The sequence below is a fragment of the Acuticoccus mangrovi genome, from assembly GCF_016411865.1.
GTDB classification, from domain to species: Bacteria; Pseudomonadota; Alphaproteobacteria; order Rhizobiales; family Amorphaceae; genus Acuticoccus; species Acuticoccus mangrovi.
In genome coordinates this window covers 74,929-90,976 of the sequence record NZ_JAEKJA010000015.1, presented here as the reverse complement: position 1 = coordinate 90,976, position 16,048 = coordinate 74,929, and the positions used below count along the sequence as shown (strand labels likewise).

Genomic DNA, 16,048 nt, shown 5'->3' with positions numbered 1-16,048 from the left:
AGCGGTGAGCGGGAGCATGGGTCCAGTCGGCCGGCTCAGCGTCCGTCCGGGGTGCGCATGCCGGCCCAGCGGTCCTTGCTGGCCGCGTAGTGCTCCTGCGGATTATAGGGGCGCACGTTGAGGCCGAGGAGGCCGATGTCGAGCTCTCCCATCGCCCGCAGGATTTCGAAGGCGGCGCCGTCCCGCTGGCGTCTGGCGGTGAGACGGGTGATCTCGGCGGCCACGAGGTCGCGCTGGGTGTCGAGCACGTCGAGCGTCGTGCGCTGGCCGACGCTCAGCTCCTCGAGCACGCCGGAGACGGCGCGGCGGGCCGAGGCCACCGAGGCGTCGGCGGCGCGGATCGCGATCAGCGAGGCGGTGTAGGTGGACCAGGCGCTCGCGAGGTCGGCGCGCACCGAGTTGCGGGCGAGATCCACCGCGATGCGGGCGCCGCCATGGAGCTCCTTGGCGCGGCGCACCTGGGCCGATACGCGGCCGCCCTGATAGATCGGGATGTCCACCCTGAGGCGCAGCTCGGCGGCCTCGTCGCGGTCCGAATCGGAGGAGTCGATGTCGGTCTGCAGGCGGCCGTTGAGCGAGACCGAGGGGAGCGCTTCACCCTGGAGCGCCTTCACCTGATAGCCGGCCTCGTCGGCTTCGTGGAGGGCGCGGCTGATGTCGGGGCTTGCGGCCTCGCCACGGCGCAGTGCCTCGCCGAGGCTCGGCGGCACCAGGCTCGCCACGTCGATGTCCGACGCGGCGGCGCCGGGGGAGAGGCCGGTGACCTCCATGAAGCGCGCCTCCGCGTTGCCGAGCGAGGCTTCCTCCGAGGCGAGCGAGGCCCGCGCCTCGGCAAGGCGCGATTCGGCCTGGTCGATGTCGGTCCGGGTGCCTTCGCCGAAGCGCTGCCGGGCACTCGCGGCGGACACCTGCTCCTCAAGGAAGGCGAGATCCTTGCGGCGCAGCGCGACGCCGGCGCGATAGCGTCGCACGTCGAGATAGGCGAGGGCGGTCTGAAGCAACACATCCTGCTCGGTGGCGCGCAGCCGCTCACGCTCCGCCCGCACGTTGGCCTCCGCCTGGAGGGTGGCGTTGCGCGTGCGGAAGCCGCGGAAGAGGGGCTGGGAGATGTTGAGCGACAGGGTTGCCGGGGTCTGCTCTTCGGAGAGCGTCGCGGAGGTGCCGTAGCCCGTCGGCGTGTTGAACTCGCGGGTGTGGGCGAGGCCGCCGGACACGCTGGCGGTGACCGTCGGCCGGTTGCCGGCCTTGGCGACGGCGATCTCCTCGTCGGCGGCGCGCAGGTCCGCCCGCACGCGGTTGATGGCGGGGCTGGTGTCGTAGGCGGCGCCGAACGCGTCGGTGATGCTGCCGGCCTCGGGCGCTGCGGGGGCCGGGGGTCGCGCGATGCGCGCCACGGGGGCGGCCGGCGCGGCGGGCATCGGGCGAACGGTGATCTCCGGCATCGGCTCCTGCCGCACCACGACGTCGCCGCGCTGGGAGGAGACGACGACGCGGCCGTCGCCGATCTCCGGCGCCGCTGCGCGCTGCGGCCGGCGTATCCGACGCGTTTCGGGCGAGGGGGAGAAGGCGGTCACCTGCATGTTCGGCGCCGCCTCGAGGAAGCCCGTCTGCGGGCTCTGCAGGAAGAATAGTCCGTCGGCGCTGGCAAGGTCCACCGCGTTGGTCGGCGCGTTGCCGTAGGTGGCCGGCACCGCGCCCTGGCGCGCGCACGCGCCGAGCAGACCGGCGACCAGGCACAGGATGATGCCACGCATAAAGACGCCCCTTGGAACGCCTTTTTGGTAAATTTTCGTGGTTAATGAGGCGTTAAGCCCGGGCCGTTGCCCACAGTCTCAGCTCTCGGTGAGGGCGAGATCGGCCGCGTTCATCAGCGGCTCGACCAGGTAGTCGAGCACGGTGCGCTCGCGGGTGCGGATGAACACGCTGGCGGGCATTCCCGGCATCAGTGCCACGTCGCCGAGGCGGGCGCGCTCCGTCTTCGAGAGGCTCACGTCGACGGTGAAGTAGTCGAGGCCGCGCCGCTCGTCGACGATGCGGTCGGGCGACACGCGCGTCACGGTGCCGTTGAGGCGCGGCGTGACGCGGGAGGGGAGGCCCGTCATCATCACCTCGGCGATCTGGCCGGGGGCGATCTCGTCGACGTTGATCGGCGAGACGTGCGCCTCGACGACGAGATCGTCGGTCTGGGGCACGATCTTCATGAGCGTCGCGCCGGGCGCGACCACGCCGCCCACGGTGGTGACGGCGAGCTCGTGGACGAGACCGTCGACCGGAGCGCGGACGGCGACGCGGGAGAGCTCGTCGTCGGCGGCCACGGTGCGCTCGGTGAGGGTGGCGATCTCGGTCTGCAGCTCGGTGATCTCGTCGAGCACCTTGCGCTGAAACTCCTTCTCCACCTGCAGGATCTGCATGCGGATCTCGGCGACGTGGCCGCGGGCGGAGGCGATCCGGGCGGTGAGCTCGCCGTCCTCGCCGTCGAGCCGCACAGCCTCGCGCTCGCGGGCGGTGACGCGCGAGCGCGGCACCAGGTCGCGTGCGAGGAGGGCGTTGAGGTCGCCGAGCTCGGCCCGCACCAGCTCGATCTCCTGGCGCTTGGCGGTCTGCTGCGCCTCGAGGCCGCCGATCTGCTCCTGGAGCTGGTTGATCTGCTCGTCGAGCTGCTCGGTCTCGCCGGAAAGGGTGGCGCGGCGGGCGGCGAACACGGCTCTCTGGCCGGCGAGGAGCTCGGTGATCGCGGGATCCTCCGCGTGCTCCAGGAGGGCGGGGCGGAACGCCACCGCGTCCTTGCCGTCGCGCTCGGCGGCCAGGCGATCCACGCGCGCCTGCAGCGCCTCGAGCTGGGCGGCGACGAGGTTGCGGCCGGCACGGGGCTGGGTGTCGTCGAGCTCCACGAGCACGTCGCCGGCGTGAACCCGGTCGCCGTTCTCCACGTGGATCGCCGCGACGATGCCCCCCTCGCGGTGCTGCACGTCCTTCACGCTGGAGCCAACCACGAGCACCCCGGAGGCGACCACCGCCCCGGCGATGCGGGCGACCGCCGCCCAGCCGCCGAACCCCACGACGAGCACGAAGGTGGTGAGGAAGCCGATCGTCACGTAGCGCCGCATGGAGATGGCGAAGATCGGCGGATCGTTGGGCGCGGTCATTCCGCGGCCTCGGTGGGCACCATCCGCACGTCGGTGCGGCGGCGGGTGACCTTGGCGAGGATCTCGTCGCGCGGGCCGTAGTCGAGCATGCGACCGTCGCCCATCATCAGGAGCTTGTCGACGCTGCGCACGGTGGAGGGGCGGTGGGCGACGATGACGGCGATGCCGCCGCGCGCCTTCACCGCGTCGACGGCTGCGGTGAGCGCCGCCTCGCCTTCCGAATCGAGGTTGGAGCTCGGCTCGTCGAGCACCACCAGGAAGGGGTCGCCGTAGAGGGCGCGGGCGAGGCCGATGCGCTGGCGCTGGCCGCCGGAGAGCGTCGCGCCGCTCTCGCCGAGGACGGTGTTGTAGCCCTCCGGCAAGGAGAGGACGAGGTCGTGCACGCCGGCGGCGCGGGCTGCTGCCACTACCGTCTCGGGGGCGAAGTCGGGATCGAAGCGGGCGATGTTGTCGGCGACGGTGCCTTCGAACAATTCGACGTCCTGCGGCAGGTAGCCGAGGTGGCGGCCGAGCGCGCCGGCGGGATATTGGCCGATGGGCGCGCCGTCGAGCGTGACGGTGCCGCGGGCGGTGGGCCACACACCGACGAGGGCGCGGGCGAGGGTGGACTTGCCCGAGCCCGAGCGGCCGATGACGCCGAGCGCCTCGCCCGACTTGAGGGAGAAGCTGACGTCGTGGAGGATCGGGGTGCGGCCGCCGGGGGGGAGCACCGCGATGTGATCGACCGCCACCGTGGCGTGGGGAACGGGCAGCTCCATCCGCTCGCTGTCGTCGGTCGCCTCCAGCGTGGCGTTGAGGCGGCGATAGGACTGGCGCGACCCGAGAAACTGCCGCCAGTTGCCGACGGCCGCCTCGATCGGCTGCAGCGCGCGGCTCATGATGATCGAGGCCGCGATCATCGAGCCGGGGGTGATGAGCTGCTCCACCGCGAGGAAGGCGCCGAGACCGAGGATCGCCGACTGGAGGAACAGGCGGAACACCTTGGTGAGCACGGTGGAGGTGGAGACGATCTCGGCCGAGCGGGCGTTGGCGCGCAGGAAGCTGCGGTTGAGGTCGGCGAACACGTAGCCGATGCCGCCGAGCATCCCCATGCCGCGCACGACCTCCGCGTTGCGGCGGGCCGAATCGGCGAAGAGGCTGCGCTTGGTCGAGGTCTCGCTCGACTGGGCCACCGCCTGGCGCGCCATCCGATCGGTGAGAATGGCGATGACGATGAGAAACACCCCACCCACCGTTGCGAGCAGGCCGAGCGCCGGGTGCACCATGTAGACGACGGCGAGGTAGAGCGGCATCCACGGCATGTCGAAGAGGGCGGTGATGCCGGTGGAGGAGAAGAACTGGCGCAGCTGGTCCACGTCGCGAATCGGCTGGGCGTGGGCGGCGAGGGTGCCGAGCTTCATCGGCGCATCGACGTAGGAGGCGAAGGCGGTGGCGCCGATCTCGTCGTCGAACGTGTGGCCGATGCGGATGAGGATGCGCTGGCGGATGAGGTCGAGCGCGGCCATGAAGGCGTAGAGCACGATGACGATCATCGACAGCGTGATGAGCGTCGGGATCGATCCCGACGCCAGCACGCGATCGTAGATCTGCAGCATGTAGATCGGCCCGGTCAGCATCAACAGGTTGATGACGAACGAAAACACGCCGATGCCGATCAGCGCGGTGCGAGCCGTTCGCAGAATGCGGGCTGTGACGGTTTTGGTGGCCAAAAGTCGCGTTGCTCCGTCGAGAGACTTGCCTCCCGCGCCTCAGACTTGCCTGATCCCTCTTACCACAGTCTTGCCATGTCCTCGACGCGTTTCTGCATGTCGGCGTCGGTGAGCTCCATCGGCACGCCCATGGCGCGGGCGCGGCCGAGGCGGGGGGGCGGCGTCACGAACATGTCGCTCGCGCCGAAGCCGGCGGCGACGCGGCGGACGATCTCGGTCGCCCCCACCTTCATGCCGGCAGGGTCGTAGAACGAGCCCTTGAGCTGGGTCGCCCGGGCGAGGGCGCGCACGAAGGCGTCGACGAACGCCATGTCGGGCGGATGCGGCGTCCTCCAGAAGTCGTCGAGGGGCTGCGGGTCGGTGAGGCCGGGCAGGTCGTAGATCGCCGCGCCGAGCGCCTTGGTCGGCCGCCCGGCCCGCAGCGAATAGAGGCCCACGGTGGAGTTGACGAGGGCGACGCCCTCGCAGTTGGCGAGCATCTCCGGCAAGGAACCCGCCGACAGCATGCGGATGCGCCCGGTGAGGCCGTGGCGGTGCTTCGCCCGCTTCAGCACGCGCTGCCAGTTCTGCAGGCCGTTGTCGAGCGGATGGATCTTGACGAGGAGGGCGGTCTCCGGCGGCGCGGCGCGGGCGAAGGAGGAGAAGATCTCTTCGACGAGCTCGCGCAAGTCGGTGTATCGCGAGTTGTGCCGGATCTGGTAGTCTTCCTGAAGCTGCATCGGGAAGAGGAAGAACGGCTTCGATTCCTGCGTGATCCGCCGCATCTGCATGGGCGCGCGCGTGCGTGCCACCTGCCGGCGGATGAGCTGCGGCAGCCAGGAGACATATTCCAGGATCGGATGGTTTGGCCGATCACGCTCGTAGTGGGGGTAGCGCAGGCTGCCGGCAAGGCGCGTGAGGGTGTAGCTGACGTCGTGGTAGGCTTCGGTGGCGAACGAATGGCGATAGACAACGGTGTCGTCGATCGGCGGAGCGCCCTCCGCGAGCGCCTCGATGGCGGCGCGCTCGGCCGGAAAGCGCGAGAAGGCGCCCATGCCGCCCGGCTCCAGCGTCAGCCAGTCGGGACGCAGATAGCCGTTCTCCACCGCATATGGGGTGATGCTGCGCCGGTTCGCCACCCGCTGCGCCACCCGGTGATAGGGCGTGCGATCGGCGAAATAGAGGATGTCGGTGATCTTCAGCGTGCCGACGAGGCGGTCGAGGAAGGCGTCGAACCCGTCGAGGCGGCCACGGTAGGGCACCCCCTTGCCGCCGGAGCGCAGCCAGTCGCCCGCATGAAGCAGCACCCTGGTGACCTGGATGTCGCGATCGCGGAACGCGCGCTCGAGCACGCGGAAGAAGGACGACGGCGGACCCTGCAGGAGCAGGACGTGCCGTCTGAGGGGACCAGACATCGCGACTTTATTAAACTCCGACCGATACATCGCGGTGCCTCGTTCCAACGCCACCTCGCACGACTTTGCAAGGTCCGATGCCGCGGCTAAGCCATTCCGAAAAACAGGAGGAGGCCGCCCATGAAGATCAACGCCATTGAGACCGTTCGTATTCCGCCGTTCGAGAATCTTTTGTGGATTCGGATCGAGACGGACGAAGGAGTGACAGGGCTTGGCGAGTCGAGCAAGGCACCCCAGACCGTCGAAACGTACATTCACGAATGGTGCGCACCGCGATTGATCGGCACCGACCCGCTGCGCATCCCGGAACGGCGGGCCAGCCTCGAGGCCTATTTGGGCTGGGGCGCGGCCGGCGTGGAGACGCGGGCCGCGTCGGCGGTGGACATCGCGCTCTGGGACATCGTCGGCAAGGCGCAGGGCCGCCCCGTCGCCGATGCCCTCGGGGGGCGGGCGCGCGACGAGATCCGCACCTACAACACCTGCGCCGGCTCCGGTTACATGCGCAAGGCGATCGGCCAGCGTTCCTCGAACTACGCCCTCGACATGACGGGCGACTACGAGGATCTCGACGCCTTCCTCAACCGGGCCGACGAGCTCGCCCATTCGCTGCTCGAAGAGGGCGTCACGGGCATGAAGATCTGGCCCTTCGACACCGCTGCGGAGCGGACCGGCGGCCGCGACATTTCGCCGGAGGAGCTCGCCCGCGCGCTGGAGCCGTTCGAGAAGATCCGCGGCGCCGTCGGCGATCGGATGGACATCATGGTGGAGTTCCACTCGCTGTGGTCGCTGCCGATGGCGAAGCGCCTCGCCCGCATTCTCGCCGAGTACGACACCTACTGGCACGAGGACCCGTTCCGCCTCGACAACCCCGCCGACGTCGCCGACTACGCGGCCCACTGCGAATCGTGGGTGTGCGTGTCGGAGACGCTGTCCTCGATCCATCACTTTCGCGAGATGCTCGCGACCGGGGCGGTGGGGGTCGCGATGTTCGACCTCGGCTGGTGCGGCGGCTTCACCGACGCCAAGAAGATCGCCACCCTCGCCGAAGCCTGGAAGGTGCCCTGCGCCCCGCACGACTGCACCGGCCCGGTGGGCTACGCCGCGGGCTCGCAGCTCGCGATGCACATCCCGAACGCGCTCATCATGGAGAGCGTCCGGGCGTTCTATAAGGGATGGTACAATGACCTCGTCACGGGGCTGCCGATCGTGAAGAACGGCATGCTGAGCATTCCCGAGGCGCCCGGCCACGGGGTGGAGCTGCTGCCCGACGTGCTGAAGCGGGACGGCGTCATGGTGCGCCGCAGCACCTGAGAGTTGGAAAAGGTCGCAGCCGGGCGGGGTCGTCGCCGACTTCGCCCGGTTGTTCGGACGTATACCGTCACCAAGCCGCCTCGCATCTGCAATGCTGCGATGCACAAGGCGTGGCTGGTCAAACCGGTTTCGAAGCGCAATGTCCTGACCGTACATTCGGTTAGGAGAAAATGCCGTGACGGCCGGTGTGACGGACCGCGGCGAGGCTCCCCTCGCGGCGGACATGGTGATCAGGCGGCTCAGCCGCGGTGAACAGAAGCTCTTCGTGGAGCATCTGAAGCGGCTCGACGCGGAAGCGCGGCGCTCGCGCTTCGGCCGGGCCATCGGCGATGCGGGGCTCGTGCGCTACGCCGGGCGCCAGCCCGAGCCGGGCGTGGTCCTCGTCGGCGCCTTCGTCGACGGCGTCCTGCGCGGCGTCGGCGAGCTTCATCCGGCCGGGGAGAACAAGGCCGAGACCGCCTTCAGCGTGGAGCCCGCCTTCCAGGGCCGCGGGATCGGCCGACGCCTGCTGCAGCACCTCGTGACCATCGCCCAGAACCACGGCATCCACACGCTCGTCATGCTGTGCCTTGCCGAGAACGGCTCTATGCAGCGGATCACGCGCCGGCTCGGCGGGCGGCTGATCACCCAGCCGGGCGAGGTCGAGGGCATCATTCGCACGCCGTTCCCGACGCCGTTCTCGCTCGCCCGGGAGGCGCTGTCGGAGGGCGCGCGCTACGCGTCCGCCGCCCTCGACTGGTGGACGGACGCCGCGACGGCAAGCCAGGGCAGCCGCCTCGCCGGACGCTGACGGGTCCCGTCTCCCGACTTGTCCTCGCCCGGATTTGGTTTACACCTCGTCGAATTCCGGGGAGGACCTCCAGTGCCAGAAAAGCCAAAGCTTCGCAGCCACCAATGGTTCGATGATATTACCGATCCGTCGGCGACCGCCCTCTATATCGAACGCTATCTAACCTTCGGCCTCACGCAGGAGGAGCTTCAGGGCGACAAGCCGATCATCGGCATCGCGCAGACGGGTTCGGACCTTTCGCCCTGCAACCGGCCCCACGTGGAGCTCGCCAAGCGGGTGCGCGAAGGCATCCGCGACGCCGGCGGCGTCGCCCTCGAGTTCCCGATCCACCCGATCCAGGAAACCGGCAAGCGGCCGACCGCCTCGCTCGACCGCAACCTCGCCTATCTGAGCCTCGTCGAAGTGCTCTACGGCTACCCGCTCGACGGCGTGGTGCTGACGATCGGCTGCGACAAGACCACCCCGGCCTGCCTCATGGCGGCGGCGACGGTGGACATTCCGGCGATCGCCTTCTCCGGCGGTCCGATGCTCAACGGCTGGTACAAGGGTCAGCGCACCGGCGCCGGCACCATCATCTGGGAGGCGCGCAAGCTCCTCGCCACCGGCGAGATCGACTACAAGGGCTTCATCGAGCTCGTCGCCTCCGGCTCGCCCTCGGCGGGCTACTGCAACACCATGGGCACGGCGACCACCATGAACTCGCTCGCCGAGGCCCTCGGCATGAGCCTGCCGGGACAGGCGGCGATCCCCGCCCCCCACAAGGAGCGGGCCGCGATGGCCTACCTCACCGGCAAGCGCATCGTGGAGATGGTGCACGAGGACATGAAGCCCTCCGACATCCTCACCAAGAAGGCGTTCGAGAACGCCATCGTGGTGAACTCGGCGATCGGCGGCTCCTCCAACGCGCCGATCCACATCAACGCCATCGCCACCCACATCGGCGTCGAGCTCGACGTGATGGACTGGGAGCGCGTCGGGCTCGACGTGCCGCTGCTCGTGAACCTGCAGCCGGCCGGCGAATATCTCGGCGAGGACTTCCACCATGCCGGCGGCGTGCCGGCGGTGGTGGCCGAATTGATCAAGCACGAGCTCATCCACGAGGACGCGATCACCGCCAACGGCCGCACCATCGGCGAGAACTGCCGCGACGCCGAGATCCTCGCCCCCGAGGTGATCCGCACCTTCGACACCGCCCTCAAGAAGAGCGCCGGCTTCAAGGTGATGCACGGCAACCTGTTCGACGCGGCGGTGATGAAGCTCTCGGTGATCAGCCCCGAGTTCCGCGAGCGCTACCTGTCCAACCCCGACGATCCGGACGCCTTCGAGGGGCGCGCCATCGTGTTCGACGGGCCGGAGGACTATCACCACAAGATCGACGATCCCTCGCTCGAGATCGATGCGAGCTGCATCCTCTTCATTCGTGGCACCGGGCCGATCGGCTATCCGGGCGCGGCGGAGGTGGTGAACATGCGCGCGCCCGACTACCTCATCAGGAAGGGCATCCGCGAGCTGCCCTGCGTCGGCGACGGGCGCCAGTCGGGCACCTCCGGCACGCCCTCGATCCTCAACGCCTCGCCCGAGGCGGCGGCGGGCGGCGGTCTGGCGTTGCTGAAGACCGGCGATCGGGTGCGCATCGACCTCAACAAGGGGCGGGCCGACATCCTCGTGTCGGAGGAGGAGCTCGAGGCCCGTCGCGAGGCGCTCGACGACGCCGGCGGCTACCACTACCCGCAGAGCCAGACGCCGTGGCAGGAGATGCAGCGTTCCTGCGTCGACCAGCTCTCGCGCGGCATGGTTCTGAAGCCCGCCGTGAAGTACAAGAAGATCGCCCGCACCTTCACCCCGCGGCACAGCCACTGATGCTGATCGGCGTCGATTGGGGGACGAGCCGGCTGCGCGCCTATCTCGTCTCCGACGACGGCACCGTGATCGACCGCACTGAGTCCGAGGCCGGGCTGATGCGGGTGGGCGAGGGCGGGTTCGAGCCAGCCCTCGCGGCCGCCGTCGGGCCATGGCGGGCGGCCCATCCCGACGCGCCCATCGTGATGTCGGGCATGGTCGGTAGCCGGCAGGGCTGGGTCGAGGCGCCCTATGTGGCAACGCCCGCCGACCTCGACGCCATCGCGGCGGCGGTCATCGCGGTGCCCACCGACGGGCTCGGCGACGTGGTGATCGTTCCCGGCGTCGCCATCGGCATCGCCGGCGACACCTTCGCCGACGTGATGCGCGGCGAGGAGGCGGAGGTGTTCGGCGCCCTCGACGCGCTCGGCCGCGACGACGGGCTCTTCATCCTGCCCGGCACCCACTCCAAGTGGGTCACCGTGGAGGCCGGCGCCATCACCGGCTTCCACACCTACATGACCGGCGACGTCTACGCCGCGCTCGCCGGTCACACCATCCTGTCCAAGATGTTCGGCACCGACCCCGGCGACGGGGCGGGCTTTGCCCGCGGCCTCGATGCGGCGCGCGGGATGAGCGCGCCCGGCGACCTCCTCAACCGCCTCTTCGCGATCCGCGCCGAGGGGCTGATGGGCCGCCTCGCCGACGACGACGTGCCGGGCTTCCTCTCCGGCCTCCTGATCGGCGCGGAGGTCGCGAGCGCCGCGGCCGACGCGCGCGAGGCCTTCGTGATCGGCGCCTCCGATCTCGCCGGGCGCTACCATGACGCGCTCGCCGCCTTCGGCGTCGCGGCGATCACCGTGCCGTCGGAGAGCGCCACGCGCTGCCATGCGAGGATCGCCCGCGCCAGAGCGCGCTGACGGCGGCCCGGCGGCGGTCCTCTCCGCGTTGACGCCGGCGCGGTGGCGCGGCAGGTAGAGGTGCTGAGGCGGCAAAGCCGCGATCCCCTTGATGTCAATGGAAGGTCGGCCATGGAACTCCAAGAGGCGTTGGCGAAGTTGCCCATCGTCGCGGTCCTGCGCGGAATTTCACCCGACGAGGCGGTCGGCGTCGGCGAGGCGCTCGTCGCCGCCGACGTGCCCATCATGGAGGTGCCGCTCAACTCGCCCGACCCCTTCCGCTCCATCCGTCTGCAGGCCGACCGCTTCTCCGCTGACGCCGTGGTCGGCGCCGGCACGGTGCTCCAGGCCGAGGACGTCGCCCGCGTCGCCGATGCCGGCGGCACCATCATCGTCTCCCCCAACCTCAACGAGGAGGTGGTGCGGGCGACGAAGCGGTGCGGCCTCATCTCGGTGCCCGGGGTGTTCACCCCGTCGGAGGCCTTCCGCGCCCTCGATGCGGGAGCCGACGCGCTGAAGCTCTTCCCCGGCGACGGCATGAGCCCCAAGGTGGTGAAGGCGCTGCGGGCGGTGCTGCCCAAGGAGACGATCCTCATCGTCACCGGCGGCGTCGACGCCGGCAATATCGGCGAATGGATCGCCGGGGGCGCCAATGGCGTCGGCATCGGCTCCGCTCTCTATAAGCCCGGCAAGAGCGTCGCCGAGGTGGCGGCCGACGCCCAGCGCTTCGCCGAGGCCGCGAAGGCGCTCGCCTGATGGACATCGTTGCGCTCGGTGAGCCGCTCGTCGAATTCAACCAGCAGACCGACGGCCGGTGGCTCGAAGGCTTCGGCGGCGATACCTCCAACGTCGCGATCGCGGCGGCCCGGCAGGGCGCCGAAACGGCGATGATCGCCCGCATCGGCACCGATGAGTTCGGCGACGGCCTGATGCGTCTCTGGGCCGAGGAGGGGGTCGCGACGGACTTCGTCACCTGCGACCCCCACGCTCCGACCGGCATCTATTTCGTCCACCACGGCGAAGGGGGCCACGTCTTCTCCTACCGGCGGGCCGGCTCGGCGGCGAGCCTGATGCGGCCGGAGGACGTGCCCGCCGAGGCGATCCGCGCTGCGAAGGTGCTGCATCTTTCGGGCATCAGCCAGGCGATCTCGGCGAGCGCCGCCGACGCCTGCTTCGCCGCGATGCGGATCGCGCGCGAGGCGGGCGTGAAGGTCGCCTACGACCTCAACCTGCGCAGCCGGCTCTGGCCGCTGGAGCGCGCCCGCGCCGTGATCCACGGGGCGATGGCCTATGTCGACATCGCGCTGCCCGGCCTCGACGACGCCAAGGCCCTGACCGGCCTCGACGACCCGCGTGAGATCGTCGCCTTCTACCAGCGCCTCGGCCCCTCCGTGGTGGCGCTCACCCTGGGGGAGGGGGGCGCGCTCGTCGCCGACGGCGACGCCCTCTACGACGTGCCGCCGCGCACGACCACGCTGGTCGACGCGAGCGGCGCCGGCGACTGCTTCGACGGCTCCTTCCTCGCCGCCTGGCTGCGCGACGGCAGCGTCGCGGCGGCCGCCCACTACGCCAACACGGCCGCCTCCTTGTCGGTGGAGGGATATGGGGCGATCGCGCCGATCCCGACCCGCGCCGCCGTCGAGGCCGCGCTCGCCCTGACCTGAACGGACCTGCGCAAGGTGCGGACGGTGGGTTAGTTCGGAGGGAAGACACCCGCCGGCCCGACGCGCTATAGAGGCGGCAACGGACGCGAGGAGAGCGATGGACCGACCGACCGCAGCCCTTTCTTCGGAGAGCCTCCGGTGACCCTCGCGCGCGCCGCAGGCAACGCCCGCCGCACCATCTGGGCGACCGGCGACGGAGGCGTCGAGATCATCGATCAGACCCTGCTGCCGCACAGCTACGCGACGCGTCGGCTGGGAACGGTCGCCGACGTCGCCGAGGCGATCAAGGTGATGCGGGTGCGCGGGGCGCCCCTCATCGGCGCGACGGCGGCCTACGGCATGGCGATCGCCGCCGACGCCGATCCCTCCGACGCCGGGCTCGGGACAGCGCGCGACACGCTGTTCGCAACGCGCCCCACGGCGGTCAATCTCGGCTGGGCGCTGACGCGGATGATGGCGCGCCTCGCCGGGGCGGGGCCGGCCGACCGGGCGGCGCTCGCCTGGGCCGAGGCGGAGGCGATCGCCGCCGAGGACGTCGCCCTCAATGCCGCGATCGGCGACCACGGCCTCGCCCTCGTCGAGACCGCCTACGCCGCCCGCGGGGGCACGGTGAACATCCTCACCCACTGCAATGCCGGCTGGCTCGCCACCGTCGGCTGGGGTACGGCGACGGCGCCGATCTACAAGGCGCACGCCGCCGGCATTCCCGTCCACGTGTTCGTGGACGAGACGCGGCCGCGCAATCAGGGCGCCTCGCTCACCGCCTGGGAGCTCGGCGAGGCCGGCGTCCCGCACACCCTCGTCGCCGACAATGCCGGCGGCCACCTGATGCGGCGCGACATGGTGGATCTCTGCATCGTCGGCACCGACCGCACCGCGGCGAACGGCGACGTCTGCAACAAGATCGGCACCTACCTGAAGGCGCTCGCCGCCCACGACAACGGCGTGCCCTTCTACGTGGCGCTGCCGTCGCCGACGCTCGACCTTTCGCTCGGAAGTGGCGACGAGGTGCCCATCGAGGAGCGCGACGCGGCCGAGGTGACCGAGCTTGCCGGACGCACCGCCGACGGCCGTATCGAGACGGTGCGGATCGCCCCGCCCGGCACGCCCGCGGCGAACCCCGCCTTCGACGTCACCCCGGCGCGCCTCGTCACCGCCCTCGTCACCGAGCGCGGCGTGTTCCGGCCGGGCGAACTGAAGGCCGTGTTCGGCGGCACGCTCGCCGCATGAGGGGCGCGCTCCTTCTCCTCGTCCTCCTCGCGACGCCCGCCGACGCGGCGCCGCCCTCCCTGTCGCTCCCGGTCGACTGCGTGCCCGGCAAGACCTGCTTCGTGCAGAAATATGTCGACGTCGATCCAGGCGAGGGGGTCGCCGACTATCGCTGCGGCCACATGTCGAGCGAGGGCCACAAGGGCACCGACTTCCGCGTTCCCCCCGGCGCCCGCGTCGACGTGCTCGCTCCCGCCGACGGCACCGTCTTGCGCGTGCGCGACGGGGTGCCCGACCAGCGTTTCGACGCCCCGATCGACGTTCCGTCCGACCGGGCGTGCGGCAACGGCATCGTCATCGACCACGGCGGCGGCTTCACCAGCCAATATTGCCATCTGACGCCCGGCTCGGTGGCGGTGCGCCCGGGCGAGCGGGTGGCGAAGGGCGATCGGCTCGGCGTGATCGGCGCGTCGGGTATGGCGGAGTTCCATCACGTCCACGTCCAGTTCATGGATGGCAGGAACGTGGTCGACCCGTTCACCGGCGCAGTGATGGGCGAGGCCGCCTGCGGCGCACCCGGAACCCCGCTCTGGGACGAGGAGACCGACGCCGCGCTCGAGGCGGTCGGCCCCACCCACGTCCTGACGGTGGGCTTCCACGACGGCCCCGTCACCATTCCGATGATCGAAGCCGACGCGATGGGCGAGACGCTCGCCGCCGGGGCCGGAGCGATCGTGGGCTACGGCCTCGCGATCGGCCTCGAAGAGGGCGACGAGCAGCGCATCGTGGTGGAGGGGCCGGGCGTTTCCATCGACGACACTGCGCCGGTCGCCGGCGACAAGGCCCAGTCGATGCGCTTTGCCGGCCGCAGGACCCGCGGCGGCCTCGCGCCGGGCGACTACACCGTGCGCTACGAGGTGAGGCGGGACGGCGTCACGGTGGATGTGATGGAGAAGACCATCACCGTGCGCTGACGGCGTGGCTCGGGCTCTCCGGGTGGCGAAGGGCCGCGCGAGGCCGGCTGTTTTTCCAACGGCTTGATGGGGTGGCCGCGTTGACTGCGACCCTCCGAGAGGAGAATGTCGCGCCATGAGCGACGACCCTCGAAACGCTCCCCCGCGCATCGCCGTGGTGGGGAGTCTCAACTACGATATCCTCGTCAGCGGCGCCTCGGTGCCGCGCATGGGCGAGACCTCGCCGGCGCGCAGCTGGGCGCCGAAGTGCGGCGGCAAGGGCGGCAATCAGGCGATCGAGGCCGCCCGCCATGGCGCGACCGTGTCGATGATCGGCCGCGTCGGCGCCGACCAGCTCGGCGATGCGCTGGTTGCGAACCTCAAGGCGCAAGGGGTGGACGCCGGCTGCGTGCTGCGCTCCGCCGACGGCGTCTCCGGCCTCACCGTCGCGCTGTTCGACGAGAGCGGCGACTATCGCGGCGTGTTCGTGCCGGGCGCCAACGCGGCGCTGGAGCGCGATTCGATCAGTGGTGCCGCCCGTCGGGCGATCGAAGGGGCCGCCGTGCTCCTCCTTCAGAACGAGACGCCGATGGAGGCGAACGTCGCCGCCGCCGAGGTGGCGCGGGCGGCCGGCTGCCGCGTCATCTGGAACGCCGCCCCGGTGCAGGAGGTGGACGACAGGATGCTGACGCTCACCGACATCCTGGTGGTGAACGCCATCGAGGCGGAGGGCTTCGGTGCCGCGCCGGTGATCGATCTCGCAAGCGCCGAGGCCGCCGCCCGGGCGCTCGCGCCCCGCGCCCCGTCGGTGGTGGTGACGGCGGGAGAGGACGGCCTCGCCATCGCCGGCGAGGGCCGCGTCGCGACGCTCGCCGCCCACGAGATCCGCGTCGCCTCCACCCATGGGGCCGGCGACGCCTTCTGCGGCGCGCTCGCGGTGCGTCTCGCCGCCGGATTCGACCTCGGCGATGCGGTGATCTACGCGAGCGCCGCCGCCGCCACCCTCGTCGCCACCCACGAGGAGGACCGGCCCCATCTCACGGTGGACGACACGTTGGCACGGGTTTCGCTAAGTCCACCGCTGACGCCGGCCTAAGCGGATGCTATGAGGGCCGGATTGACACCAGTCCGGCC

Annotated in this window: 13 protein-coding genes; 9 read left to right on the top strand and 4 right to left on the bottom strand. The window is 70.6% G+C overall.

The genetic code is table 11. The annotated features are described in order from the left end of the window. Positions 1-35: 35 nt before the first annotated feature. The 4 genes from JCR33_RS16925 to JCR33_RS16910 form a co-directional block, all read right to left on the bottom strand. A complete protein-coding gene (locus JCR33_RS16925; RefSeq protein WP_198883299.1) occupies positions 36-1,754 on the bottom strand; it encodes a TolC family outer membrane protein in 1,719 nt (572 codons plus the stop codon). Positions 1,755-1,832: 78 nt separating this feature from the next. Further along, positions 1,833-3,146: an HlyD family type I secretion periplasmic adaptor subunit gene (locus JCR33_RS16920; RefSeq protein WP_198883298.1), complete on the bottom strand. Its 1,314-nt coding sequence runs from the start codon at positions 3,144-3,146 to the stop codon at positions 1,833-1,835. After that, positions 3,143-4,855, bottom strand: coding sequence for a type I secretion system permease/ATPase (locus tag JCR33_RS16915; protein ID WP_198883297.1), 1,713 nt, complete (start codon positions 4,853-4,855; stop codon positions 3,143-3,145). Before JCR33_RS16915 ends, JCR33_RS16920 begins: the two co-directional genes overlap by 4 nt. 59 nt (positions 4,856-4,914) lie before the next feature. After that, the gene (locus JCR33_RS16910; protein ID WP_198883296.1) at positions 4,915-6,249 is read right to left on the bottom strand and encodes a capsule biosynthesis protein; all 1,335 of its coding nucleotides are present in this window, start codon (positions 6,247-6,249) and stop codon (positions 4,915-4,917) included. A 120-nt stretch (positions 6,250-6,369) separates the two neighbouring features. Between JCR33_RS16910 and JCR33_RS16905 the strand changes: the two genes are divergently transcribed. The 9 genes from JCR33_RS16905 (at position 6,370) to JCR33_RS16865 (ending at position 16,010) form a co-directional block, all read left to right on the top strand. Next, complete coding sequence (locus JCR33_RS16905; protein WP_198883295.1) at positions 6,370-7,560, top strand: mandelate racemase/muconate lactonizing enzyme family protein; 1,191 nt, start codon at positions 6,370-6,372, stop codon at positions 7,558-7,560. Positions 7,561-7,735: 175 nt separating this feature from the next. Continuing rightward, positions 7,736-8,350, top strand: a complete 615-nt coding sequence (locus JCR33_RS16900; RefSeq protein WP_198883294.1) for a GNAT family N-acetyltransferase — start codon at positions 7,736-7,738, stop codon at positions 8,348-8,350. 72 nt (positions 8,351-8,422) lie between these two features. Then, positions 8,423-10,210, top strand: a complete 1,788-nt coding sequence (locus JCR33_RS16895; protein ID WP_198883293.1) for an IlvD/Edd family dehydratase — start codon at positions 8,423-8,425, stop codon at positions 10,208-10,210. Beyond that, positions 10,210-11,109 carry a 2-dehydro-3-deoxygalactonokinase gene (locus tag JCR33_RS16890; RefSeq protein ID WP_198883292.1) on the top strand — a complete coding sequence of 300 codons (900 nt, stop codon included), beginning with the start codon at positions 10,210-10,212 and terminating at the stop codon, positions 11,107-11,109. The genes JCR33_RS16895 and JCR33_RS16890 overlap by 1 nt, the downstream gene beginning before the upstream one ends. A gap of 111 nt (positions 11,110-11,220) precedes the next feature. Continuing rightward, positions 11,221-11,844 (top strand): 2-dehydro-3-deoxy-6-phosphogalactonate aldolase, encoded by a 624-nt coding sequence (locus JCR33_RS16885; protein ID WP_198883291.1) that lies wholly within the window; start codon positions 11,221-11,223, stop codon positions 11,842-11,844. Then, positions 11,844-12,752, top strand: coding sequence for a sugar kinase (locus JCR33_RS16880; protein ID WP_198883290.1), 909 nt, complete (start codon positions 11,844-11,846; stop codon positions 12,750-12,752). The genes JCR33_RS16885 and JCR33_RS16880 overlap by 1 nt, the downstream gene beginning before the upstream one ends. A gap of 138 nt (positions 12,753-12,890) precedes the next feature. Continuing rightward, a complete protein-coding gene (mtnA, locus tag JCR33_RS16875) occupies positions 12,891-13,982 on the top strand; it encodes an S-methyl-5-thioribose-1-phosphate isomerase (RefSeq protein WP_198883289.1) in 1,092 nt (363 codons plus the stop codon). Continuing rightward, entirely contained in the window at positions 13,979-14,935 is a 957-nt protein-coding gene (locus JCR33_RS16870) for a M23 family metallopeptidase (protein WP_198883288.1), read from the top strand. The genes mtnA and JCR33_RS16870 overlap by 4 nt, the downstream gene beginning before the upstream one ends. 115 nt (positions 14,936-15,050) lie before the next feature. Further along, a complete protein-coding gene (locus tag JCR33_RS16865) occupies positions 15,051-16,010 on the top strand; it encodes a PfkB family carbohydrate kinase (protein WP_198883287.1) in 960 nt (319 codons plus the stop codon). Positions 16,011-16,048: the final 38 nt, after the last annotated feature.